Annotated in this window: 19 protein-coding genes; 18 read left to right on the top strand and 1 reads right to left on the bottom strand. The window is 42.9% G+C overall.

Going from position 1 to position 25,559, the window contains the following annotated elements:
• Nucleotides 1–266 precede the first annotated feature (266 nt).
• The 3 genes from spo0A (at nt 267) to BAA9072_RS04200 (ending at nt 2,439) form a co-directional block, all read left to right on the top strand.
• Nucleotides 267–1,046 carry a sporulation transcription factor Spo0A gene (spo0A, locus tag BAA9072_RS04210; protein WP_201713445.1) on the top strand — a complete coding sequence of 260 codons (780 nt, stop codon included), beginning with the start codon at nt 267–269 and terminating at the stop codon, nt 1,044–1,046.
• Nucleotides 1,047–1,333: 287 nt separating this feature from the next.
• Complete coding sequence (locus BAA9072_RS04205; RefSeq protein WP_201713444.1) at nt 1,334–1,546, top strand: hypothetical protein; 213 nt, start codon at nt 1,334–1,336, stop codon at nt 1,544–1,546.
• A gap of 158 nt (nt 1,547–1,704) precedes the next feature.
• Nucleotides 1,705–2,439 (top strand): glycerophosphodiester phosphodiesterase, encoded by a 735-nt coding sequence (locus BAA9072_RS04200; protein ID WP_201713443.1) that lies wholly within the window; start codon nt 1,705–1,707, stop codon nt 2,437–2,439.
• A 14-nt stretch (nt 2,440–2,453) separates the two neighbouring features.
• Here the strand turns inward: BAA9072_RS04200 and BAA9072_RS04195 are convergent, their stop codons facing one another.
• Nucleotides 2,454–2,693: a DUF2627 domain-containing protein gene (locus tag BAA9072_RS04195; protein WP_201713442.1), complete on the bottom strand. Its 240-nt coding sequence runs from the start codon at nt 2,691–2,693 to the stop codon at nt 2,454–2,456.
• Between the two features lie 125 nt (nt 2,694–2,818).
• On the opposite strand from BAA9072_RS04195, the gene BAA9072_RS04190 reads away from it, so the two are divergent.
• The 15 genes from BAA9072_RS04190 to BAA9072_RS04120 all read left to right on the top strand — a co-directional run bounded on the left by BAA9072_RS04190 (nt 2,819) and on the right by BAA9072_RS04120 (nt 25,532).
• Nucleotides 2,819–4,888 carry a sigma-54 interaction domain-containing protein gene (locus BAA9072_RS04190; RefSeq protein ID WP_201713441.1) on the top strand — a complete coding sequence of 690 codons (2,070 nt, stop codon included), beginning with the start codon at nt 2,819–2,821 and terminating at the stop codon, nt 4,886–4,888.
• 135 nt (nt 4,889–5,023) lie between these two features.
• Nucleotides 5,024–5,929, top strand: coding sequence for a phosphate butyryltransferase (yqiS, locus tag BAA9072_RS04185; RefSeq protein ID WP_201713440.1), 906 nt, complete (start codon nt 5,024–5,026; stop codon nt 5,927–5,929).
• A gap of 45 nt (nt 5,930–5,974) precedes the next feature.
• Complete coding sequence (gene bcd, locus BAA9072_RS04180) at nt 5,975–7,072, top strand: branched-chain amino acid dehydrogenase (RefSeq protein ID WP_098353641.1); 1,098 nt, start codon at nt 5,975–5,977, stop codon at nt 7,070–7,072.
• 152 nt (nt 7,073–7,224) lie between these two features.
• A complete protein-coding gene (buk, locus tag BAA9072_RS04175) occupies nt 7,225–8,331 on the top strand; it encodes a butyrate kinase (protein WP_201713439.1) in 1,107 nt (368 codons plus the stop codon).
• A gap of 19 nt (nt 8,332–8,350) precedes the next feature.
• The gene (gene lpdA / locus BAA9072_RS04170; protein WP_201713438.1) at nt 8,351–9,775 is read left to right on the top strand and encodes a dihydrolipoyl dehydrogenase; all 1,425 of its coding nucleotides are present in this window, start codon (nt 8,351–8,353) and stop codon (nt 9,773–9,775) included.
• A gap of 68 nt (nt 9,776–9,843) precedes the next feature.
• Nucleotides 9,844–10,101, top strand: a complete 258-nt coding sequence (locus BAA9072_RS04165; protein ID WP_201713437.1) for a hypothetical protein — start codon at nt 9,844–9,846, stop codon at nt 10,099–10,101.
• 106 nt (nt 10,102–10,207) lie between these two features.
• Nucleotides 10,208–11,206: a thiamine pyrophosphate-dependent dehydrogenase E1 component subunit alpha gene (locus BAA9072_RS04160; RefSeq protein ID WP_201713436.1), complete on the top strand. Its 999-nt coding sequence runs from the start codon at nt 10,208–10,210 to the stop codon at nt 11,204–11,206.
• Between the two features lie 14 nt (nt 11,207–11,220).
• A complete protein-coding gene (locus BAA9072_RS04155) occupies nt 11,221–12,204 on the top strand; it encodes an alpha-ketoacid dehydrogenase subunit beta (protein WP_201713435.1) in 984 nt (327 codons plus the stop codon).
• 48 nt (nt 12,205–12,252) lie between these two features.
• Nucleotides 12,253–13,572, top strand: a complete 1,320-nt coding sequence (locus BAA9072_RS04150) for a dihydrolipoamide acetyltransferase family protein (protein WP_201713434.1) — start codon at nt 12,253–12,255, stop codon at nt 13,570–13,572.
• Between the two features lie 516 nt (nt 13,573–14,088).
• Nucleotides 14,089–18,438: a S8 family serine peptidase gene (locus BAA9072_RS04145; protein WP_201713433.1), complete on the top strand. Its 4,350-nt coding sequence runs from the start codon at nt 14,089–14,091 to the stop codon at nt 18,436–18,438.
• Between the two features lie 212 nt (nt 18,439–18,650).
• Nucleotides 18,651–20,447 carry a methylmalonyl-CoA mutase family protein gene (locus tag BAA9072_RS04140; protein WP_201713432.1) on the top strand — a complete coding sequence of 599 codons (1,797 nt, stop codon included), beginning with the start codon at nt 18,651–18,653 and terminating at the stop codon, nt 20,445–20,447.
• 37 nt (nt 20,448–20,484) lie between these two features.
• A complete protein-coding gene (scpA, locus tag BAA9072_RS04135; RefSeq protein WP_230980767.1) occupies nt 20,485–22,590 on the top strand; it encodes a methylmalonyl-CoA mutase in 2,106 nt (701 codons plus the stop codon).
• A complete protein-coding gene (gene meaB / locus BAA9072_RS04130; protein ID WP_201713430.1) occupies nt 22,590–23,639 on the top strand; it encodes a methylmalonyl Co-A mutase-associated GTPase MeaB in 1,050 nt (349 codons plus the stop codon). Before scpA ends, meaB begins: the two co-directional genes overlap by 1 nt.
• Nucleotides 23,640–23,744: 105 nt before the next feature.
• Complete coding sequence (locus BAA9072_RS04125; RefSeq protein WP_098439925.1) at nt 23,745–24,182, top strand: BrxA/BrxB family bacilliredoxin; 438 nt, start codon at nt 23,745–23,747, stop codon at nt 24,180–24,182.
• Nucleotides 24,183–24,755: 573 nt separating this feature from the next.
• On the top strand, nt 24,756–25,532 hold the full coding sequence (locus BAA9072_RS04120; RefSeq protein WP_201713429.1) for a transporter substrate-binding domain-containing protein: 777 nt from the start codon (nt 24,756–24,758) through the stop codon (nt 25,530–25,532).
• Nucleotides 25,533–25,559: the final 27 nt, after the last annotated feature.

Raw genomic sequence — 25,559 nt, 5'->3', positions numbered from 1 at the left:
GTGGTTTTGAAATATTATCGTGTCATTTCATGCAAGGCAGTTTGCCAAAATGAACATTTCCTTGTTAAAATAAAGAATATTCGACAAACAGGAGACAGAATATCGAATAGGGTCGAAATATAAAGAAATCTTTAGAAAATCAAAGAAAATATAATAATTTTCAAGTTTTTTTCAAAAATAAAAGGAATTTAGGTTGCATTGTCGAAAAAGTAATTTAGAATAAAATTACAGAAGAGAATTAATTAGGATTGAGGAGGAAACCTGTAGTGAAATCGATTAAAGTATGTGTTGTGGATGATAATCGTGAACTGACGTCATTATTGGAAGACTACATTGCTTCGCAAAATGATATGGAAGTAGTAGGTATTGCTCATAATGGTCAAGATTGTTTGGATTTATTAGAAGAAGTCGATCCAGATGTCCTGGTCTTAGATATTATCATGCCCCATCTGGACGGGTTGGCAGTATTGGAACGGCTTCGTGAAAAGAAGAGCATTCCGAACGTAATCATGCTTACGGCATTCGGTCAGGAAGATGTTACGAAGAAAGCTGTAGACCTCGGAGCTTCTTATTTTATATTAAAACCATTCGATATGGAAAACCTAGTGAGTCATATTAGACAAGTTAGCGGAAAATCAAACTCTATCATCAAAAAACCTTCCTCATCCAGAATGAATACAGAACAAAAACCTAGAAATCTTGATGCGAGCATTACGAGTATTATCCACGAAATAGGTGTACCGGCACATATTAAAGGTTATTTATATTTAAGAGAAGCGATTTCTATGGTTTATAATGATATCGAATTGCTTGGTTCCATCACAAAAGTCCTTTACCCGGATATTGCAAAGAAATACAATACGACGGCTTCACGTGTGGAGCGGGCGATCCGTCATGCGATTGAAGTGGCTTGGAGCAGAGGGAATATTGATTCCATTTCTTCTTTATTCGGATACACCGTCAGCATGTCCAAGGCTAAGCCAACAAACTCAGAATTCATTGCCATGGTTGCTGATAAGCTTCGTCTGGAACATATGGCTTCATGAAAGGGTAAGGAATAGTCCATTCACCTTCCAAACTGAATCGTACGATCGTATACAACCCTTTGAGCCTATAGTTCATGGGGTTTTATTTTTGGCGGCCACCATTTGTAAGGCTTCACGTTGTCCAATATAGGGTCCATTTCAATAAATTTTTTTTCTGTGTTCCCCTGTATCATCAACCCAGTAACAATCGCCTCTTTTTTCTATATATAGTAGTTCGCCCTTACAGCTTGTCCCCGGCGACATATGATAAAGAGTAGTGCAAAAACAACATAGGGGGAGGTGATACCATGGGATGCTATCGTAATAACGATAATGTAGGTGGAGCTTCAGACCGTTGCAGAAACAATGATGTAGCCGGTACTTCCGATAACAACTTCAGAGTTCCTGTCAGAGCTTATATCAGAGGAGAAGATTTCTGTAGAGCTGTGCGTCGTTGCAGGGATAACGATGTTGCCGGTGAAATGGACAACCGACGCAGATGTAGATGCCGTTGGTTCTAATAAAGTGCCACTCTTAAGAAAAAAATCCTGAGTTTCTCAGGATTTTTTTTGATGGTCGGCTTAAAAATGTTCATCCTTTGAGGTGAGAGTAAATAAGTATATAATGAAGTCAGTCAAACGATGAAACTACATGTAGAAATTACGAAGGAAGTGAACTCATGACGCTGATTTTTGCTCACCGTGGATCTGCCGGTACTCATCCCGAAAACACGATGGAAGCTTTTTATGAAGCTGAAAGAGTGAAGGCTGATGGAATTGAATTGGATGTTCAGCTGACGAAAGATGGAGAAATTGTCGTGATACATGATGAAACAGTCAATCGGACGACAAATGGTAAGGGCTTCGTTAAAGATTACTCGTTAAAGGAAATTCAAAAACTTCAGGCGAATTATAAATTTAAAAATAAACTATTCAAGAAAAATCGTGTCCCTTCACTAAGAGAGGTCTTTCTTTGGTTAAAGGGAAATAATATCATTTGTAACATAGAGTTAAAAAACAGTATCATGGATTATCAGGGTCTTGAGGAAAAGGTGATTGGATTAATCAGGGAATTCGGTTTCGAGGATCGAATCATCATCTCTTCATTTAATCATTATTCAATTGTGGCGTGTTACCGATTGGAGCCTGCTGTAGAAATTGCACCTCTCTACTCGTCAGGGTTATTTATGCCCTGGATTTATGCCCAATCATTAAGGGCGAAAGCGATACACCCCAATCTGAAAGCTGTCAAGGATGAAATCATTATAGAGTCGATGAACAATGGTATTTGTGTCAGACCTTATACGGTAAATAAGGTGGAGCAGATGGAGAGGTTATTGAATCTAGGATGTACAGCTATTGTAACAGACTATCCTGAGAAGGCATGGAAACTGAGAGAAAGCAAAAAAGGCTAGCGCATACCTATGCACTAGCCTTTTTTGTTGAATCTGGTTTGGACTTTATTACGTTTTCGATCACGATGCAGGACGAAACCTGCAATGAAGCCCAAACCACAAATAAAGAATACTAACCCGATAATGAATTGCAGCCATAGAAAAGGGATCGGAGGCTGCAAGATCCCGAATAACATATCTCTCATTAACTTTATCCCGAGAGCGGCAAATGCACCGGGAATCAACATTATAATCAAGGCAATAAGACGAACCATGAGATGCAAAACTCCTTTTCGTTTCCATACTAAAATTCTAACTCCAAGTGGAAAATTGTCAAGTTTCGAAAAGTAGTGTAACATGATGAGTGTGAAAAAAATTGCAGGTGCCGGGGTGAAGAAAGTTGCAAGAGGTTCTTATTGTCGGTGGCGGTAAGGGTGGGACAGCAATATTGCAGATCCTTCACGAAGTCTCCGTCATGAAAGTGATTGCCGTAGTAGACCTAAATGAAAATGCGGCAGGGATCAAGCTCTCAAAGCAGCTTGGCATTCCTGTTGGGAAGGATTGGCGTCCATTCCTCAGTGATTCTGTCGACATTGTGATCGAAGTGACCGGTGAACAGGAAGTATTTGAACAAATAAGAGATAGGCGTGGAAAGAACACGGTTATCATACCTGGTAGTGTGGCTTTCCTTATATCAACGCTACTCGAAGAAAAGGAAGACCTTATCCACCAATTGACGAGTGAGTCCTTTAAAAGGGATCTTATTTTTAACTCTACTGATGATGGCATGGTCGGGATTGATGATCAAGGCATTGTGATGCTCTTCAATAAAAGTGCCGAACGAATGATTGGAAAGAACCAGGATGATGTGATGGGTGTTCATATATCTGATGTGATCCCTGAAAGCAGGCTGACCAGAACGATCCAGACAAGGCGGACGGAAATCAATCAGGAGGTCATCTTGGAGAATGGTTTGAAGATCATCTCCAATCGAATTCCGATGATTACTGACAATGATGAAATCATTGGTGCCTTTTCAGTTTTCAAAGATATCACAGAAGTAGTAAATCTTGCAGAGGAAATAACCAATCTCAAAGAAATTCAGACGATGCTTGAAGCTATCATTCATTCCAGTGATGATGCCATCTCTGTCGTAGACGAGGAAGGAAAGGGAATCCTGATCAATCCTGCTTATACCAGGATCACGGGACTTTCACGGGAGGAAGTGATCGGTAAACCTGCCACTGCAGACATTTCTGAAGGGGAGAGTATCCACCTGAAAGTACTTCAAACCAGGAGGGCGATCCGTGGGACGAGGATGCGTGTGGGACCGAAAAGAAAGGAAGTTATTGTTAACGTAGCACCAATCATTGTAAATAATAAACTCAAGGGAAGTGTTGGGGTTATTCATGATATGTCGGAAATTCAGTCTCTTACCCAGGAATTGGACAGGGCAAGAAGAATTATCCGCACTCTTGAGGCGAAATATATGTTTGAAGACATCATTGGTGATTCAGAGGAAATGATGATTGCGATTGAGCAAGCTAAATTAGGGGCGAAAACCCCGGCTACCGTTCTCCTTCGTGGGGAATCGGGGACAGGGAAGGAATTATTTGCTCATGCCATACATAATGCGAGTAATCGCAAATTCAATAAATTTCTCAGGGTCAATTGCGCCGCATTATCGGAAAATCTATTAGAAAGTGAATTATTCGGTTATGAGGAAGGGGCTTTCTCGGGAGCGAAGCGGGGTGGTAAGCGCGGCTTGTTTGAAGAAGCGAATAACGGCAGTATATTCCTCGATGAAATAGGAGAATTGAGCGCGAATACACAGGCGAAATTATTGAGGGTCCTCCAGGAAAATGAAATTGTGAGGGTCGGAGGAACGAAATCGATTCAAATCAATGTCCGTGTCATTGCTGCTACGAATGTAAACCTAGAAAAAGGAATAGCAGACGGTTCATTCAGGGAAGACCTCTATTATCGTCTTAATCGGATGCCGATTCAAATACCGCCTTTAAGGCAGCGTAAATCTGATATTCCTCTCATTTCTGAAGCTTTGATTGGAAAGATCAATCAGGATTACGGAAGAAATGTTGAGGGTGTGACGGATACCGCCATGAACAAGCTGATGAATTACCATTGGCCAGGAAATGTGAGAGAACTTGAGAATGTGCTTGGAAGAGCCATTATCTTCATGAAATACAACGAAGTAAAGATTGATGGAAAGCATTTACCTCAACTAGAAAATACAGCTAAAACTATGTTCAACGTAGCGGAAGTCACTTCCCAAGATGCTGGAGAAGATCTTGCAACCCAAGTTGAAAAGTATGAAAAAAATATAATTCAAAAGGTTTTAGAGCAGAATAATGGTAATAAAACAGCTACTGCTAAAACGCTGAATGTTTCTGTAAGAAATTTATATTATAAACTGGATAAATATAACATTGAAATAAATAGCATGAAATAATTTGCGTGGTATGAAAAAAATTGCATAATAAAAAACAAAAAAGTAAAGCGTTTTCACTGTTTTTAAGTTGGCACAGTTCTTGCATGTAGTTTAACGGGAACATAATTACAGAAAAAAGGGGTTGAAACGACATACATGAATCTACAATCTTTAGTGGAAAAAGCAACCCGTATTGAAAATTCCACTGTAGCAGTGGCTGCTGCAGAAGATAAAGAGGTCCTTGGGGCTGTTTCCATGGCGGTTGAAAAAAAGATGGCTGACTTTTTATTGTACGGGGATAAAGAAGCGATTCTCTCCCTTTTAGAAGAGGTTGCTCCACAACTTATCTCTCATAGCAGTATTAAAATCAAGCATGCATTTTCTCCCCAGAAAGCAGCGGAACTTGCTGTAAAGGCAGTTAAGGAAAATGAAGCTGGAGCTTTAATGAAGGGGAATGTCCCGACAGCTGTCATCTTGAAGGCAGTGCTAAATAAGGAATGGGGACTACGTACAGGAAATGTATTATCACATGTAGCAGCATTTGAGGTGGCTGGTTTTGAACGCCTTACCTTCATTACAGATGCTGCAATGAATATTGCACCTGATCTGCAGCAAAAGGCACAAATCATTGAAAATGCTGTAGCAGTGGCTCGTTCGATTGGCGTGGACCTGCCGAAAGTTGCGCCGATTGCCGCTGTGGAAGTAGTAAATCCAGCAATGCCGGCAACGGTTGATGCGGCTTCTCTTACCATGATGAACCAAAGAGGGCAAATTCGTGATTGTAAAGTGGATGGCCCATTAGCTCTTGATAATGCAATTTCCCACCATGCCGCTAGACATAAAGGGATTGATAGTGAGGTTGCTGGACAAGCGGATATCCTGCTCGTCCCGAATATCGAAACAGGGAATGCCTTATACAAGTCCTTGATCTATTTCGCCAAGGCGAAAGTAGGAGCTGTCATAGCGGGGGCAAAAGCACCAATCGTGTTAACATCCAGAGCGGACAGTGCAGAAAGTAAGTTATATTCACTGGCACTTGCTATATGCTCTGCTTCTAAATAATAATAAAATATACCTAAAATTATAAGACTACAGGGGGAAATAATAATGAAAATTTTCAGCTATATGGAACAATATGATTATGAACAATTGGTATTCTGTCAAGATGAAGCCTCAGGATTAAAAGCAATCATCGCGATTCATGATACAACTCTCGGACCTGCCCTTGGCGGAACTCGTATGTGGACGTATGAATCTGAAGAGGCGGCAATTGAAGATGCACTTCGTCTTGCAAAAGGTATGACGTACAAAAATGCTGCTGCCGGTCTTAACTTAGGCGGAGGGAAGACGGTTATCATCGGTGACCCTCGAAAAGATAAGAACGAAGAAATGTTCCGTGCATTTGGCCGTTACATTCAAGGCTTAAACGGCCGTTACATTACTGCGGAAGATGTTGGTACCACAGTTGCGGATATGGACTTGATCCATGAAGAAACGGATTATGTAACAGGTATTTCACCTGCATTTGGTTCTTCTGGTAACCCATCTCCTGTTACAGCTTATGGTGTTTACCGCGGAATAAAAGCAGCAGCGAAAGAAGCATTTGGAACAGATTCACTTGAAGGGAAAACAATTGCCGTTCAAGGTATCGGTAATGTTGCATATAACATGTGCCGTCACCTTCATGAAGAAGGAGCAAACCTGATCGTGACAGATATTAACAAAGAAGCTGTTCAACGTGCGGTGGATGAATTCGGAGCAAAAGCTGTTGACATTAACGATATCTACGGAGTTGATTGTGATATCTTCGCTCCATGTGCATTAGGTGCGATCATTAACGATGAAACAATTCCTCAGCTTAAAGCAAAAGTCATTGCAGGAGCTGCGAATAACCAGTTGAAAGAAACTCGTCACGGTGATGCGATCCATGAAATGGGTATCGTATATGCTCCTGACTATGTCATCAATGCAGGTGGAGTCATTAACGTAGCAGATGAATTATACGGCTACAATAGTGAAAGAGCGATGAAGAAAGTCGAGCAAGTCTACAACAACGTAGAGCGTGTAATCGAAATCGCAAAACGTGACAACGTTCCAACATACGTCGCTGCTGACCGTATGGCAGAAGAACGAATCGAAAAAATGCGCCGTTCAAGAAGTCAATTCCTGCAAAACGGACAACATATTCTTAGCAGACGTGGATAATTAAAAGAAAAAACGCTTTGCTTTATCAATAGAGTGAAGCGTTTCTTCCCTGTTAATGCGAACATGGAACTGAGTAAGGGGTTATCTATCATAGGGGAAAAATTCTTTCATGCAAACAATACAATACAGCTGCCCAAATGGAGGTAACAACAGTGCAAGAAAACAAACATCGAATACTCGTCATTAATCCTGGATCCACATCAACCAAAATTGGTGTCTTCGATGATGATCGTTCCATATTTGAAAAGACGATTCGTCATGATTCAGAAAAGATTAACCAATTCCCAACTATTATCGATCAATATGAATTCAGAAAAAATACGATTCTTCAGACATTGGATGAAGAAGGAATCAATGTATCAAAGCTAAGTGCTGTGTGCGGTCGCGGGGGACTTCTAAGACCGATAGAAGGTGGTACTTACTTGGTGAATGATGATATGTTGAAGGACCTGAAAGAAGGGTTTTCAGGTCAGCATGCCTCAAATCTTGGTGGTATATTAGCATTTGAAATTGCATCTGGGTTAAATATCCCTTCTTATATCGTAGATCCCGTTGTTGTGGACGAGCTTCAAGCGCTTGCCCGCGTATCAGGATTCTCACTCATTGAAAGAAAGAGTATTTTCCATGCATTGAATCAGAAAGCGGTAGCGCGGAGAGTAGCAAAGGAGATCGGGAAGAAATATGAAGATCTGAACCTGATCATCACTCACATGGGTGGTGGAATCACTGTAGGAGCACACCGTAATGGAAAAGTGGTGGATGTGAATAACGGATTGCACGGAGATGGTCCATTCAGTCCTGAAAGAGCTGGGACCGTTCCTGCAGGAGATCTGGTTGATCTATGCTTCTCCGGGGACTATTACCGGGATGAAATCATGAAAAAGCTCGTAGGTCAGGGTGGTCTGGTCGGATATCTGGGGACAAATGATGCAGTAAAAGTAGAGAAGATGATAGAAAATGGCGATGAGAATGCCAAAGCCGTGTATGATGCGATGGCGTATCAAATTGCGAAAGAAATTGGCTCGGCCAGTGCAGTCCTGAATGGAAAAGTAGACGCCATTATCCTGACGGGTGGACTTGCTTATGGGAAAGAGTTCGTAAAAGCGATAAGCGATCGAATCAACTGGATAGCGGATGTCGTTATTCAACCAGGAGAAAATGAACTGCAGGCTCTTGCTGAAGGGGCTCTCCGAGTCTTGCGAAATGAAGAAGACTATAAAGTGTACCCTGGGAATGTGAAAAAGGAAGCAAGAGTATAAGAGCAAGGAGGACTTAAGAGTGGCAGAAGAATATGATTTAGTCATTTTAGGGGGAGGAACGGGTGGTTATGTAGCAGCCATTCGTGCTTCTCAGCTTGGGTTAAAAACAGCTATCGTTGAAAAGGGAAAGCTCGGCGGGACCTGCCTGCATAAAGGATGTATCCCGAGTAAAGCCCTGCTTCGCAGTGCTGAAGTATATGCAACAGCTAAACATAGTGAAGACTTTGGAGTCAAAATCAATGGTGTGGAGCTCGATTTCACAAAAGTTCAATCTAGAAAAGATGGAATTGTCGAGCAACTTCACAAAGGGGTCCAACACCTGATGAAACAGGGGAAAATCGATGTCTTTGAAGGACTTGGACGGATCCTTGGACCCTCGATTTTCTCTCCTATGCCTGGAACAATTTCCGTGGAAATGAACAATGGCGAAGATAACGCAATGTTAATCCCAAAGAATGTCATTGTGGCAACGGGCTCAAGACCACGATCATTGCCTGGACTTGATATTGATGGGGAATATGTTCTATCTTCTGATGAAGCGCTTTCACTTGATGCGCTCCCAAAGTCGATTATCATCGTGGGTGGCGGTGTCATCGGAATCGAATGGGCGTCTATGCTTTCTGACTTTGATGTAGAGGTAACCGTTGTTGAATACGCTGATAAGATCGTACCAACAGAAGATCAAGAAATTTCAAAAGAAATGCAGCGCTTGATGAAGAAAAAAGGCATTAAAATCGTGACAAGTGCAAAGGTACTTCCTGAATCCTTGGAAAGAGGAGACGGAGACGTTACGATCAAAGCAGAGCATAAAGGAGAAGAAAAGGCATTTACTGCCGAAAAAATCCTTGTATCTGTTGGCCGTCAAGCGAATGTAGAAGGAATCGGACTTGAGAACACAGATATTAAGGTGGAAAAAGGCTTTATTGAAGTGAATGAGTTCTTCCAAACGAAGGAATCCCATATTTATGCAATCGGTGATGTGATTGGCGGCCTTCAATTAGCCCATGTCGCTTCCCATGAGGGGATCACAGCTGTTGAGCATATGGCGAATGAAAACCCGGCCAGTCTTGACTATTCACTTATTTCAAAATGTATTTACAGTAATCCTGAAATCGCTAGTGTCGGAATCACAGAACAGGAAGCGAAAGAAAAAGGATATAATCTTAAAGTAGGTAAATTCAGCTTCAGAGCCATCGGAAAAGCACTTGTTTACGGAGAATCAGATGGTTTCGTGAAGATAATTGCAGACAAGGACTCGGATGATATTCTTGGTGTCCATATGATTGGTCCCCACGTAACGGACATGATCTCAGAAGCGGGACTTGCAAAAGTATTGGACGCAACCCCTTGGGAAATTGCCCATACCATTCATCCGCATCCATCCTTATCCGAAGCAATTGGAGAAGCAGCACTAGCTGTAGATGGAAAAGCGATCCACTCGTAAAAAAGCGAAGCCGACTGTTCTGGCCCGACAAGCACAAGGGGAAAATCCCAAAAGGCGTCTTTTGCCTTATGGGATTTATCCATTGTGACCTCGAGGGACAAGGAGGCGCAGCTGGACAGAAAAGCAAAGCCGACTGTTCTGGCCCGACAAGCACAAAGGGGAAATCCCAAAAGGCGTTCTTTGCCTTATGGGATTTATCCATTGTGACCTCGAGGGACAAGGAGGCGCAGCTGGACAGAAAAGCGAAGCCGACTGTTCTGGCCCGACAAGCACAAGGGGAAAATCCCAAAAGGCGTCCTTTGCCTTATGGGATTTATCCATTGTGACCTCGAGGGACAAGGAGGCGCAGCTGGACAAATAAACAATTGATTACAATAGAAGGTAGAGGTTCTCTGCCTTTCCAACCATTAGATTGTGTAGGAGGTAAACAAAATGGCAGAAAATCGTCATGAAGCGTTAGGACTTTCCAATGAGAAAGTATTAGAAATGTATGAAACTATGCTCCTTGCCAGAAAAATCGATGAGCGTATGTGGTTACTGAACCGTTCAGGTAAAATTCCGTTTGTTATTTCTTGCCAAGGTCAGGAAGCGGCTCAAGTTGGTGCTGCATTCGCCCTGGACCGCGAAAAGGATTACGTTCTTCCCTACTACCGTGATATGGGAGTCGTCCTGACTTTCGGCATGACAGCTCAGGAATTAATGTTATCAGGTTTTGCAAAAGCTGAAGATCCAAACTCAGGCGGTCGTCAAATGCCGGGTCACTTTGGGCAAAAGAAAAATAATATTGTAACGGGTTCATCTCCTGTAACCACTCAGGTGCCACATGCCGTTGGTATCGCTCTTGCCGGCAAGATGGAGAAGAAGGATGTTGTTACATTTGTGACATTTGGTGAAGGGTCTTCCAACCAGGGAGATTTCCACGAAGGTGCAAACTTTGCAGGTGTACATAAACTTCCTGTTATTTTCATGTGTGAAAACAATAAATATGCGATTTCAGTTCCGATTGAAAAACAATTGGCTTGTGAGAAAGTATCAGACCGTGCCATTGGATATGGAATGCCTGGCATCACGGTTGATGGAAACGATCCGATCGAAGTATATAAAGCGGTCAAGGAAGCGGCGGATCGCGGTCGTCGTGGAGAAGGCCCGACTCTTGTTGAAACGGTTTCTTATCGACTAACTCCTCACTCCTCTGATGATGATGATCGAAGCTACCGTTCACCGGATGAAGTGGCAAAAGCGAAAACAAATGATCCGATTATCACGTTTGGTGCTTACCTTAAAGAGACAGGCGTCATGAACGATGAGATTGAGAAAGAAATCAATGATCGAATTATGAAACTCGTGAACGAAGCAACGGATTATGCAGAAAATGCTCCATATGCTGAAGCTGAATCAGCAATGAAGTATGTGTACGCAGAAGAGAAGTAAGGGGGAATTCAATCATGCCAGTAATTTCATACATTGATGCCGTAACGATGGCTATTAGAGAAGAAATGGAACGTGATGAGAAAGTATTCGTTCTTGGAGAAGATGTCGGTAAAAAAGGTGGAGTATTTAAAGCGACCCACGGATTGTACGATCAATTTGGAGAAGAGCGTGTCATTGATACTCCTCTGGCAGAATCTGCGATCGCTGGAGTTGGAATCGGAGCTGCCATGTATGGCATGAGACCGATTGCCGAAATGCAGTTTGCAGACTTTATCATGCCTGCTGTGAACCAAATCATATCTGAAGCAGCACGCATCCGTTACCGTTCGAATAATGATTGGAGCTGTCCAATGGTTATTCGTGCTCCATATGGTGGCGGAGTGCACGGAGCGCTGTATCACTCGCAATCTGTCGAGGCCGTTTTTGCCAACCAACCAGGATTGAAAATCGTTATGCCTTCTACTCCATATGATGTGAAAGGCCTACTGAAAGCGGCCATCCGCGACGAAGATCCAGTATTATTCTTCGAACACAAGCGTGCTTACCGTTTAATAAAAGGGGAAGTGCCTGATGATGATTATACGCTTCCAATTGGAAAAGCAGATGTGAAGCGTGAAGGGGAAGACATCACGGTCATCACTTACGGCTTATGTGTTCACTTTGCCCTTCAAGCAGCCGAGAAGCTTGCTCAGGATGGAATCGAAGCTCATATTCTGGATCTGCGTACCATTTATCCATTAGATAAAGAAGCTATTATTGAGGCTGCTTCTAAAACGGGGAAAGTCCTTCTTGTGACAGAAGATAATAAAGAAGGAAGCATCATGGGTGAGGTATCTGCGATCATTGCTGAAAATTGTTTATTTGAGCTTGATGCTCCGGTTAAACGTCTTGCAGGTCCAGATGTACCTGCTATGCCTTATGCACCGACTATGGAAAAATACTTTATGATAAATCCGGACAAAGTAGAAAAAGCAATGCGTGAACTTGCAGAGTTTTAATCACAGTTTAACATCCATTAAACTCAACACAGTAAGGAGGGTTCCTCATTGGGTATTGAAAATATGAAAATGCCTCAGCTAGGGGAAAGTGTTACAGAAGGTACAATTAGTAAATGGTTGGTGTCACCCGGTGATACCGTTAATAAATATGATCCGATTGCCGAAGTTCAAACGGATAAAGTAAATGCAGAGGTGCCATCATCCTTCTCGGGTACCATCAAAGAATTGATTGCTGACGAAGGAGATACTCTTGAAGTCGGGGAAGTCATTTGCTCAATCGAGATTGAGGGTGGTGGTTCTGCTCCTGCTGAAGAAACTCCGAAAAATGAACCGAAAGAAGAATCTAAAGGAGATTCAAAAGGATCGGCTCCATCTAAACCAAAAGCTCCAAGTACAGATAGTGGAAATAAAGCCAGGTATTCTCCAGCTGTGTTAAAACTATCTCAAGAGCATGATATTGACCTGAATCAAGTGGAAGGTACCGGAAACGGCGGGCGGATCACCCGTAAGGACTTAAAGAAAATCATTGAATCAGGGTCTATCCCGAAAGCTGGCGATGCACCTGCAGCCGAAGCTCAGGCTCCACAACAGGCGCCTGTGAAAGAACAGGCACCGGAACAGCCAGTAAAACAACAAGCATCTGCCGCAAATGTTCCTGTCGTCCCTGGTGACATCGAAATCCCTGTTTCAGGGATCCGCAAAGCGATTGCCTCCAACATGGTTCGCAGTAAACATGAAGCACCACATGCTTGGACCATGATGGAAGTGGATGTTACCAACCTTGTTGACTTCAGAAATTCACTTAAGACAGAGTTCAAACAGCGTGAAGGGTTCAATCTAACATTCTTCGCATTTTTCGTGAAAGCTGTTGCTCAGGCCCTGAAAGAATACCCACAAATTAATTCTATGTGGGCGGGAGACAAGATTGTTCAGAAGAAAGACATCAATCTTTCCATTGCAGTAGCCACTGATGATGCCCTTTATGTCCCTGTGATTAAGAATGCTGATGAAAAAACGATCAAAGGAATTGCAAGAGAAATCACCGAGCTCGCCGGGAAAGTCCGCAGTGGTAAATTGACTTCTCAAGATATGCAGGGCGGTACATTTACGGTAAATAATACGGGGTCATTTGGCTCAGTACAATCGATGGGGATTATCAATTACCCACAGGCAGCGATCCTTCAAGTGGAATCGATCGTAAAACGTCCAGTTGTCATGAACAATGGAATGATTGCCGTTCGAGATATGGTGAACCTATGTATGTCACTTGATCACCGTGTACTTGACGGTTTGGTATGTGGAAAATTCCTGCAACGAGTGAAAGAAATCTTAGAGAACACATCTAAAGAAAATACATCTGTTTATTAATATGGATAAGGACTGACCACGGGAGGTTAGTCCTTATTTTTTTATGTGTATAGATAAAATGATACACGAAATATGACTTTTTTATGGAAGCGTTCGGGAAAAACAATGGAATTATAACTGGAAGAATATTCTAAAGGTGTTTGACTTTTAATCCGTAGGTCGTATTTCTGTTTCCTTTCTCCAAGGTTTTTCCTTCTGAAACTTCTCTCTCATTTATAAGATTCTCCAATTGAAAGATTAAGCATAACCGACCATTTGACCCTGTCAAATGCCTAACAAAACCCATATTATTCTTGTAGTTATATTGTATTCGTGACTAAATACTTACGGGATAGTTAGACATTCGTGACTTTCTTATTAAATACTGAATTTTCAGATTTATTTCGACAGTAAGTTACAACATTTTACACCTTCTATTGGTTATCTTTGGTTCAACACCTACTTTTTTCCATTCATGGTGTTCAAGGAGGTGTCAGGTTTACCAAATCGATACGAAAAAGACTGGGAGGGAATTAGATGTCCGAAAGAAAACGTAAGGCAAGATGGTTATCCATTGTACTCACCTTAGTCATGTTTGTCCCCTTGATGTTTCCATTCAATGCAGGGGCGGCGAATACCTCACAAGCGGCTCTAGCGAAAGAAAAGCCATCCACCTCAGCAAACGACTCAGCAAAAGTAAGTCCACAATCAAAGATTACATCAGCATTACAGAAACAATTTAAGAATGAGAAACATGTCACATACTTAGTGAAATTCAAGGATCAGGTAGATACGGAGGCTGTAGCCAAAAAAGCGGCTGCAACAGCAAAAAAGCAGAAATTGTCTGCTAATAGTAAAAAATTATTAAAAAGGAATATGGTCGTCTCCGAACTTCGTGCCAAAGCCTTTGAATCTCAGGCACAAGTGAAAGAATACTTAGCGAAAGAGAAGAAGTCAGGTACAGTGAAGGAGATCAAAGACTTCTATGTGGTAAACGGAATGGCTGTTACAAGTACAAAGAAAGTCATGGAGAAAATTTCAACCTTTGCTGAAGTGGAGAAAATCCTTCCGAATGAAACGAGACAAATTATCCAGCCGGCGAAAGCAAAGGCTTCTTCAGCTGTACTGGATAAAAAAGCCTCAAATAATCCTGCTTCGATCGAGTGGAATATTGATCGGGTTGGAGCACCAGCAGTTTGGGAGATGGGAATCGATGGTGCTGGAACGGTCATTGCCTCCATTGATACCGGAGTACAGTGGGATCACCCGGCATTAAAGGAAAAGTATAGAGGGTATGATCCTCAAAATCCCGAATCTCCAGACCATGAATTCAACTGGTTTGATGCAACAGCAGGACAGAGCGCACCTTATGATGATCAAGGGCATGGAACTCACACTGTTGGAACAATGGTCGGGTCTGAGCCTGATGGTAGCAATCAAATTGGTGTAGCACCGGGTGCCAAGTGGATCGCGGTCAAAGCGTTCACAGCAGATGGTGGAACGGATGTAGACTTACTGGAAGCAGGAGAATGGATTCTGGCACCGAAAGATGCTGAAGGAAATCCTCATCCTGAAATGGCTCCGGATGTTGTAAATAACTCTTGGGGCGGTGGAGCAGGACTCGATGAATGGTACCGGGATATGGTTAGTGCTTGGAGAGCGGCAGAAATATTCCCTGAGTTCTCTGCAGGAAATACAACTTTATTCAATCCGGGTGGCCCTGGGTCGATTGCGAATCCGGCAAACTACCCTGAGTCATTCGCAACTGGTGCAACGGATATCAATGATCAATTGGGAAGCTTCTCATTACAGGGACCTTCTCCTTATGAGGAAGTTAAGCCTGAGATTGCCGCACCGGGAGTGAATATACGTTCTTCTGTTCCAGGGGGCAATTATGAAGGCGGCTGGAACGGAACATCGATGGCTGGTCCACATGTAACGGCAGTGGCTGCGTTATTGCGGCAAGTGGATGCAAGCTTAACTGTGGATGAAATCGAAGAAATCCTTATGTCTACCGCTGTCCCATTAACGGACGGAACGTTCCCGGAATCGCCTAATAACGGGTATGGCCACGGCTTGGTCAATGCGTTTGATGCAGTTTCATCCGTTATGAGCGGAATCGGTAAAGTGAAAGGTCAGGTTTCAAAAGAAGGTAATGACACCGAAGCACCTGTCATCAGTCATGAGGCACCACAAGAAGCATTTAAAGAAATGAATCTGCCATTACAAGCAGAAGCAAGTGATAATGTAAGTGTGACAAATGTTGCCCTGCACTATCAAAATCTGGACGGTGATTGGGTAGAGGTCGAGGCAGGCCGAACGTCAGGAGACTACACATCCGGAACTTATGAAGCAGTCATCCCTGGTGAAGCCCTCACTGAAGATCAGGTCACCTATAAATGGGTGGCACGGGATTTCGGAGGAAATGAGGTCCAGTCTGACACTTATACGGTAAACCTTTTACCGGGCATCACAGTTGGATATGAGCAGGACTTTGAAGCTACTCCGACTGGTTGGACATCGTATGGTCCAGGGAACAGCTGGGAGTGGGGCGTGCCGGGTAATGGTCCGGGAAATGCTTCATCAGGAGAAAAAGTATATGCCACGAAACTAGACGGTACGTATGACAACAGCGCGAATATGTCACTTCAGATGCCTCCGATCGATTTACCCGAAGGGGAGAGCTTCTTACAATTCAAACAGTGGCATGAACTTGAACAAAACTATGATTATGGTCACGTGTTTGTTTCCACTGATGGTGAAGAGTGGACACAGGCGCTTCGTGTAAACGGGAATACCGACGGATGGGTTGAAGGAGAAGTGGATCTGAGTCAATATGCAGGTCAACGAGTATACATTTCCTTCAACGTTACCTCCGATGGTAGTGTGACGAAACAAGGCTGGTACCTGGACGATGTGAAACTCAGCGCGGAATCAAACCTTCCAGCTAATAAAATGAAGCTTGGATTGAAATCGAAGGATGAGAAATCATCATCTGTTTCGAAAAAACCAAGTGTAGATCCAGCTAAGATTACAGTGAAAAAGACAGTGAAGAAAGATGACAAGACGGATGAATCAGGTCCAGCTCCTGTGCTTCTTCCCTTACAGGCAGAAGTCAGCGTATTGGAAACAGGTCGTTCCGTTTATACGAATCCATCCGATGGATCATACGAAATGACCCATGCAGCAGGTGAATTCACATTACAGGCATCCACATACGGTTACAGGTCCGAAACACAAAGTGTAACGATTGAAGCCGATCAAACATCTACTGCCAACTTCACCCTTGAAGAAATCCCTCAGGGGAACATTACCGGAACCGTAACCAACGAAGTGACGGACGAACCGGTCGAAGGAGCAACGGTCTTTGTACTTGAAGATGCCGTGGTACAGCCAGTTGAAACCAATGACAATGGGGAATATGAATTAGAGGCATACGAAGGGGATTACACACTGAAAGTGGTTGCCCCTTACTATTATAGTAAGGAAATGAGCGTCACCGTTGAAGGCGGAGAAGTCACTACCGCCGATGTATCATTAGAGCCATTTATTGGGTATCCAGGAGAGATCGGATATGATGATGGAACAGCAGAAAACGCTCGTGCATTCTATGATGCAGGAAATGGCTGGGCCGTAAAAATGTCACTTGAAGAAGGAAATGAAACGGCACTTGTGACTGGTGGACTTTTCCGCTTCTGGGATACAGAATGGCCGGTACCAGGTGGAACTGAATTCCAGGTTGCCGTATATGATGCGACTGGACCGGATGGGGCACCAGGTAAGAAAATTGCAGGACCATTCGATGGAACAGCGTTGCGTAACGGTGAATGGACGCATGTAGATCTCAGTCAGCATGGCATCATGGTTGAAGGAGATTTCTATATGGTGTACATCCAATCTGCTCCAAATCCGAATACACCGGGGCTTGGAACGGATGAAGATGGTGAATATTCCGCTAGAAGCTGGCAGTTTGTCGGTGGAGCCTGGTCACAAGCACCTGAAGATGAGGGGAACTATATGATACGCGCAACTGTGAATTACGAAGTGACGTCACCTGTCATCACCTCACCGAAAAATGGAACTTTTACCAATAAAGATTCAGTGTCAGTTGAAGGGACTTCTGCCCCGACCACGACCGTACATCTCTTTAATGGGGAAGAGGAAGTGGCTACAGCCGACACAGGTGAGGATGGAACATTCTCTGCTGAAGTTTCCCTACATGAAGGTGAGAATGTATTAACCGCCAAGGCAGCGACGGAACAGGGCATGACTGGCCCATCAGATGCAGTAACAGTTACTCTTGATCAAGTGAAGCCTGAACTGTCCATAACATCACCAGAAGATGACATGAAAACAAATAATGAAGCCGTCACAGTTAAAGGAACAATTGCAGATGAAAACCTTGCATGGGTGAAGGTGAACGGAGAGAAAGCTTCTGTAAGCGATGGGGAGTTCAGTCACCGAATTCTTCTGAATGAAGGGGAAAATGTAATACAGGTAGTAGCGAAAGATAAAGCAGGGAACAAAAAGAAACAAAGTGTCACGGTTGATGCAAAGTTTGGTGACATTGAGATTGAAAACCTTCTTCCTGCAGAAGATAAAGAACTGAAAAAGGGCGAATCCGTTAAAATCGAATTTGATAGTGAGCCAGGGCTGGATGCGGCATTTGTCATTCAAATGCCTCTGACAAATGCACGATCCCAAGTGACCAACGCCAATGAACTTCCAATGATGGAAACGTCAGAGGGTCATTATGTCGGTTACTATACGGCTACTTCAAATGTTAAGGCACCGGGAGCCGTGATTGAAGTGAAAATTTCCGATGATTATGGAAATGTCACGACTAAGCGTGCAGAAGGTAAATTGTATATCAATTCAAAAAAATAAGCATGGTGGAAGAAGAGTTGGAATGTCCAGCTCTTCTTCTTTTTTGCACTCATTTTCATGAGAGATTGAAGAAAGACGATTTTTTTTATATACTAAAATAGTATTAGTATAAACATTTCGAATTTTCAATGTGTACTTTCGATACTTTTAGGAAACTTTTTTTAAGGGGTTATGTAAACGATTACAAAAACGCAGTCCGGAAGAGGGGTATTATGAAGCTTAGTGATATGAAAAATCAATCATTCAGTCGTCACACACTTACAGAATGGCAGGAAGCAGCTGAAAAGGCATTAAAAGGGAGAAGTTTACATTCTTTACATACGAAAACTTATGAAAATATTGATCTTAAGCCTTTATATACAGAAGAAGATGTTCCCAGGCGTGATAGAGTAAAGGACTATATTCCGAATGTTGAAGGGAAGCTGGAGCTTGCTTCAAAGTGGTTTATCGCTCAGCCAATTAAAAGGGATTCATGGGGAGAACTGACAACCGCTGTGAAGGATGCATTATCACGGGGGCAGAACTGTCTTTCATTTTCTATTGGAGAACTAAAGAATAAAGAACATTTATCTCAATTCTTGAAAGAAATGATAGGATTCGATACTCCCATCTTTGCAATTGATAAAAAAACATCATTATCTATACTTGGAATGGATAAGTTCCCTGAATGGAAGGGGCTAAATGGGATCATAGGATTCGACCCCCTTTCAGAAGGAGAATGGTCGGATGAAAATAGATTAGAAGAATGGACGAAGGTTGTGGAAGAAGCAGACAAGTACCTTGCTGAAGTGAAGACCATAATCATCAATTCTGCACCGTATCATAATAAAGGCGCAAGCGCCACCCAGGAGCTGGCCTATGCACTGAGTGAGGGTGTCTCTTACATTGAGGCACTTCGAGAAAATGGATGGACTCTTGAGAAAGCAACGGAAAAGATGCACTTTCACTTTTCAGTAGGAAGCCATTTCTTTTTGGAAATTGCGAAGATCAGGGCATTCAAGAAATTGTGGCAAGAGGTATTGTTTTCTTATGGGTTGGCAGAGGACATGATTTCCCGCTCTATCAGTATCAGTGCAGAAACGTCCCGATTTAATAAATCAGCATTAGATTCGTATGTCAATATGCTTCGAGGAGGCGGAGAAGCATTTTCTGCCATTATAGCAGGCGTCGATTATTTGGTTGTTGCTCCGTTCAATGAAGTGAGCGGGGAAGTAAATCCATTTTCTGAAAGAATCGCCCGAAACACCCAACTCATTCTCGGAGAAGAAGCACATTTGGATAAAGTCATCGATCCAGGAGGCGGTTCTTATTATGTTGAATGGCTGTCAGAAGAAGTTGGCAAGCTTGCATGGAAAGAGTTTCAACAAATAGATGAGCAAGGGGGAATCCTTGTCTCCCTGAGAAATGGTTCTATTCAAGATCATATTAATAGGGTGAGAGACGCCCGATTACATGATTTAGCCACTCGTAAGAATTCGATGATCGGGACAAATATCTATGCGAATCTGGAAGAAACCCTCCCGGCAGAACGCTTAAATGCTGTGGAGCGATTGTCTCTGCCATTCGAAGATTTACGGAGTAGGGCAAAGAAGTTATCTACCAAACCGGTGGCTGGTCTGATTGGATTGGGAGAGTTGAAGACTCACAAGCCCCGTGCAGACTTTGTAAATGGTTTTTTAGCCACAGGAGGCATTCACTCTCATCAGAGTAAAGAGTGCTTTTCAAAGGAAGATCTCCTTCATTTTGTAGAAGAAACCCGGTACCCATACTATGTAGTATGTGGAAAAGATGAAGAGTATTGTGATCAACTATCAATGATTATTGAATCCATACATCAAATAGATTCTGACATTGTGATAGACATAGCAGGAAAAATACCGGATGAGAAGAGAAGTGAATGGGACCTTATGGGATTGAACGGGTCCATCTACCATAAACAAAACATACTTGAAAAAATGGATGAGCTTTTAACCATCTGGGAGGAGGGAAATGACATTGAAGAAGCCTGATTGGCAACAAATCAACCCTTATTCACATGAGGGAGCAATGAGTAAGGTTTCCCTTTCGGACAGAACCTATGAGATGAATGAAAAAATCTCTATAAAACCACTTTATTCTGCGGAAGACACAAAAAATATTTCTCATGGAAAGGATCTTCCAGGTCTTGCTCCATACACGAGAGGTCCGTACCCGACGATGTATGTGAACCGCCCGTGGACCGTTAGACAATATGCTGGATTTTCAACTGCAGAAGAAAGCAATGCTTTCTACCGAAGAAACTTGAGTATGGGCCAGAAAGGGTTGTCAGTGGCATTTGATTTGGCCACGCACCGCGGTTATGATTCGGATCATCCAAGAGTTGAAGGAGATGTAGGGAAAGCCGGGGTAGCCATCGATTCAATCCTTGACATGAAGATATTATTCGACGGTATACCCCTTGATCAAATGTCTGTTTCTATGACGATGAACGGAGCGGTGCTGCCCATCCTTGCGTTTTATATCGTAACCGCAGAAGAGCAGGGTGTCCCACTGGAAAAGCTGTCCGGTACGATTCAAAATGATATTTTGAAAGAATACATGGTCCGGAATACGTATATTTATCCCCCTGAAACATCCATGAACATCATTGCGGATATCTTTGAGTATACGTCCAAACATATGCCGAAATTCAACAGTATCAGTATTTCAGGCTATCATATGCAAGAAGCTGGGGCACCTGCGGATATTGAGCTCGCTTATACTTTGGCAGATGGGCTTGAATATGTCAGGACCGGGCTCCAGGCAGGGATAGATATCGACTCCTTTGCACCGAGATTGTCATTCTTCTGGGCCATCGGCATGAATTATTTCATGGAAGTCGCCAAAATGAGGGCAGCAAGGAGGATTTGGGCTAAGATGATGAAGAGATTCAAACCTGAAAACCCTAAATCGATGGCCCTTAGAACCCATTCTCAAACCTCAGGGTGGAGCTTGACGGAGCAGGATCCTTATAATAATGTCATCCGTACATTACTTGAAGCACATGCAGCGGCAATGGGCCATACGCAATCCCTGCATACCAATGCCCTTGACGAAGCGATTGCCCTGCCGACAGACTTTTCGGCGCGGATCGCCCGAAATACCCAGCTGTATCTTCAAGAAGAAACGGCTATAACGAAAGTGATTGATCCATGGGCAGGTTCCCACTATGTTGAGTCGTTAACCGATCAGCTGATGGAAAAGGCATGGGAGCATATTGAAGAAATCGAAGAGCTCGGCGGCATGACGAAAGCCATTGAAACAGGATTACCAAAGATGCGTATCGAGGAAGCCGCTGCAAGAAGACAAGCGATGATCGATTCAGGAGATGAATCCATCATCGGGGTGAATAAATATCGACTTGAGAAGGAAGATCCGATTGAAACGCTGGACATCGATAATACAATTGTTAGACAAAAGCAGATTGAACGGATTCAAAAGCTTAAAGAAGAAAGAAATGAAGAGAGAGTCATTGTAACGCTTGAAGCCTTGACTCACGCAGCAGAAACAGGGAAAGGAAATCTTCTTGAAAAAGCGGTTGATGCTGCAAGAGCTCGTGCAACACTGGGAGAAATTTCAGATGCTATAGAAAAAGTATCGGGTAGACATAAAGCAACGATCCGGAGTATAAGTGGGGTGTACAGCTCGAATTTCTCAAATGAACAGGAAATTAACCTTGTGAAAGAGATGACGGAAGAATTTTTGGATAACGAAGGCAGAAGACCCCGGATCCTTATCGCCAAGATGGGACAGGACGGTCATGACAGGGGGGCGAAAGTGATCAGCACGGCGTTTGCCGATCTTGGATTCGATGTGGACATCGGACCATTGTTCCAAACTCCTGAAGAAACGGCTCTACAGGCGGTTGAAAACGATGTGCATGTCATTGGAGTCAGCTCCTTGGCTGCCGGTCATAAAACGCTTCTTCCTCAATTAGTGGCTGAACTTAAGAAACTCGGCAGGGAAGACATCCTTGTAGTCATCGGTGGAGTGATTCCCGCAAAGGATTATGACTTCCTTTTAAGCAATGGAGCATCTGCTGTCTTTGGCCCTGGAACGATCATTCCTGTTGCCGCACAAAAAGTGATCAAAGAAATTTATGAAGTGCTCGGCTATGAGGAAGTGACTGAATAATGACAGAGTATCAGTCAGGACGAAAGAAAAGGTTTGTCAAAAAGAAAAAAGATCCTGTTTCGATCAGCGAATTAAAGGCCGGTGTCCTAAAAGGTGATCGCAGTCATTTAGCAAAAGCCATTACGTTGATTGAAAGCAATGCGGAAGAACATTATGAGGTGGGTCAAGAATTGTTGCAGGAGCTCTTGCCCCATACTGGACAAAGCTTTCGGATCGGGATTACTGGTGTTCCTGGAGCCGGGAAAAGTACCTTTATCGAACAATTCGGCGAGATGTTATGTGACGAGGGTCTCCGTGTTGCCGTTCTTGCCATCGACCCGAGTTCATCCATTTCAGGTGGAAGCATCCTTGGGGATAAAACAAGAATGGAGCAGCTATCGAAAAACCCCCGAGCCTTTGTCAGACCTTCTCCAACGGCCGGGACGCTGGGGGGAGTCCATCGAAAAACAAATGAGACTCTACTCTTATGTGAAGCAGCGGGGTACGACCTCATCATCATTGAAACAGTAGGGGTAGGGCAAAGTGAAGTGATGGTGAGGCAGATGGTGGATTTCTTCTTACTACTCGTTATTACCGGCGCTGGCGATGAGCTTCAGGGTATGAAAAAAGGAATCATGGAACTTGCAGACGTCTTACTCGTGAATAAAGCCGATGGAGAGAATAAGCCTCTCGCTGAGAAAACGAAAAGAGAGTTGAATCAGATCCTTCACTTTTTAATTCCTGCAACGAAAGGTTGGAGTTCAAAGGCTTATACCTGTTCAGCGTTGAAAAATGAAGGTTTACATGAACTATGGAGTGTGATCCGGCGTTTCGAAAAGCAGACAAAAGAACAGGGGGTATTCGAAGAAAGAAGACTTAGCCAAAGGCAGGAATGGTTCCATACCATGCTGAAAGAAAGAATTCTGTCAGACTTCTTTTTTCAGCAGAATATAAAGTCATCCCTCCCACAAATGGAAGATCGGGTGAGGGCCGGGGAGTATACAACCTCCCAAGCGGTGGAAGAGTTGTTGAAAGAGTACAAAGGAGCAATTCTTGATAAGAAAAGTTAATTTTAATTGAAAGATATGGTTTGAAATTGGTATGATAGGAGTACATCAAATCCCCTCGTTATTTGTGGAATATGATTAAGTCAGCGATTAAAGGAGAGTTCAAGCATGGATATAGATTTCAATTTATTTATGAACGACGTTGTCCGCCAGGCCCGTCAAGAAATCGAGACGGCAGGTTATACACAATTGACAACTGAAGAAGAAGTGGATCAAGCATTTTCTAAAGAAGGCACAACACTTGTCATGATTAACTCCGTTTGTGGATGCGCAGGAGGAATCGCCCGTCCGGCAGCAGCTCATTCCATTCACTTTGATAAGCGCCCGGATCAACTGGTAACGGTCTTCGCAGGTCAGGATAAAGAAGCTACTGCGAAAGCGCGCAGTTACTTTACCGGTTATCCGCCATCCTCACCGTCATTTGCCTTATTAAAAGACGGAAAGCTGTTAACCATGGTTGAAAGACATGAGATTGAAGGGCATGACCCAATGTCGGTTGTGAACAAACTTCAATCCTACTTTGATGAGTATTGTGAAGAAGTATAAAATTTCGTCAAGTTTCTCACTGAATAAGTGAGAGGCTTGACGATTTTTTTATTTTTAGAAGTGATATTGGGATGTCAGGAGGTGGATTCCTTATTTCACCAAAAATACACAATTACTTAAGTGTGGAAATGACGCAATTAATTTCAAAACGCAATAATTCCAATATTGACGATCACTTCCAGAATCCACGCAATAAAAGGAAAAGGCATGGCATTCAACGCCTCCTCATACCAGAAAGCTTCGTCCTGACCTCCAAAACCCACGTTGAAAATCTCCGTTTCTATTAGATTCATCTCCAAAAGGCCAATTTTAGTATAAAATAAAACACTTCCATTTAGCCACTGTTCCAGCAACTACGCTCTATGTGCATATATTATGAATGAAAAATATTCACTACAAACTTTTATACCTCTTAAGATAAGACCGATCAGCCTGTTATTTTCAGAATATATAATCATTTGTCGATATTTATAAAAACTATTGCATAAATATCGATCTCTGATACAATACGAATATAGTAATTAATATACATTATATATTATAATTATACACATTGTTCAAGGAGGAACCACAATGAAAAAGCTATTATCTCTCGTATTAGTATTGATTCTATCTACTACTCTAGCGGCATGTGGGGCAGGAGAAGAAAAGGCGGCTTCAGGAGAGTCAAAGAAACTGATTATGGGGACGTCTGCTGACTATAAACCTTTTGAATATGTCGACACGGCCACCAGTGATGAAATCATCGGCTACGATATTGACCTTGCCAATTTGCTTGCAGATGAAATGGGATACGAAATCGAAATCAAGGATATGGAATTCAGCGGATTAATCTCTGCCCTGAAAACCGGCCAAATCGATTTTGTCCTTTCTTCCATGACACCTACGCCGGAGCGACAAAAAAACGTTGACTTTAGTGATATCTACTACACGGCCAAAGATATGATCATCTCCACAAAGAAAAGCGGAATTCAAAGTCAGATGGATCTTGACGGGAAAACAGTAGGTGTTCAATTAGGATCTATTCAACAGGATGCAGCAGAAGAACTTTCAAAATCGATCAATCTTAAAGTAGATACGCGTGACCGTATCCCTGAACTGATCCAGGATCTTCAAAATGGACGTTTTGATGCCATCATCATCGAAAATACGGTGGCAAACGGCTATCTGGACAAAAATGACGAGCTTCAAGGGAATACGATGAATGTAAACGAAGAAGAGGCCGGTTCTGCTGTCGCCCTTCCAAAGGACAGCGAGCTTACAAGTGAATTCAATAACGCATTGAAAAAGCTTAAAGATGCGGGAGAATTGGATAAACTCGCTAAAAAATGGTTTGACGGAGAACAGTAGATTGATGAAGGGCTAACCTATAATCCG

Source organism: Rossellomorea arthrocnemi (genome assembly GCF_904424705.1).
Lineage (GTDB): Bacteria > Bacillota > Bacilli > Bacillales > Bacillaceae_B > Rossellomorea > Rossellomorea arthrocnemi.
This window is presented reverse-complemented; position numbering and strand designations above follow the sequence as displayed.

Bases quoted from the DNA above. Each gene is read 5' to 3' on its own strand.
- BAA9072_RS04205 (WP_201713444.1), top strand. From the start codon at position 1,334: ATGGGATGCTATCGTAATAACGATAATGTAGGTGGAGCTTCAGACCGT.
- BAA9072_RS04200 (WP_201713443.1), top strand. From the start codon at position 1,705: ATGACGCTGATTTTTGCTCACCGTGGATCTGCCGGTACTCATCCCGAA.
- BAA9072_RS04195 (WP_201713442.1), bottom strand. From the start codon at position 2,693: ATGGTTCGTCTTATTGCCTTGATTATAATGTTGATTCCCGGTGCATTT.
- yqiS (WP_201713440.1), top strand. From the start codon at position 5,024: ATGAATCTACAATCTTTAGTGGAAAAAGCAACCCGTATTGAAAATTCC.
- bcd (WP_098353641.1), top strand. From the start codon at position 5,975: ATGAAAATTTTCAGCTATATGGAACAATATGATTATGAACAATTGGTA.
- BAA9072_RS04165 (WP_201713437.1), top strand. From the start codon at position 9,844: ATGGGATTTATCCATTGTGACCTCGAGGGACAAGGAGGCGCAGCTGGA.
- BAA9072_RS04160 (WP_201713436.1), top strand. From the start codon at position 10,208: ATGGCAGAAAATCGTCATGAAGCGTTAGGACTTTCCAATGAGAAAGTA.
- BAA9072_RS04155 (WP_201713435.1), top strand. From the start codon at position 11,221: ATGCCAGTAATTTCATACATTGATGCCGTAACGATGGCTATTAGAGAA.
- BAA9072_RS04145 (WP_201713433.1), top strand. From the start codon at position 14,089: ATGTCCGAAAGAAAACGTAAGGCAAGATGGTTATCCATTGTACTCACC.
- BAA9072_RS04140 (WP_201713432.1), top strand. From the start codon at position 18,651: ATGAAGCTTAGTGATATGAAAAATCAATCATTCAGTCGTCACACACTT.
- scpA (WP_230980767.1), top strand. From the start codon at position 20,485: ATGAGTAAGGTTTCCCTTTCGGACAGAACCTATGAGATGAATGAAAAA.
- meaB (WP_201713430.1), top strand. From the start codon at position 22,590: ATGACAGAGTATCAGTCAGGACGAAAGAAAAGGTTTGTCAAAAAGAAA.
- BAA9072_RS04125 (WP_098439925.1), top strand. From the start codon at position 23,745: ATGGATATAGATTTCAATTTATTTATGAACGACGTTGTCCGCCAGGCC.
- BAA9072_RS04120 (WP_201713429.1), top strand. From the start codon at position 24,756: ATGAAAAAGCTATTATCTCTCGTATTAGTATTGATTCTATCTACTACT.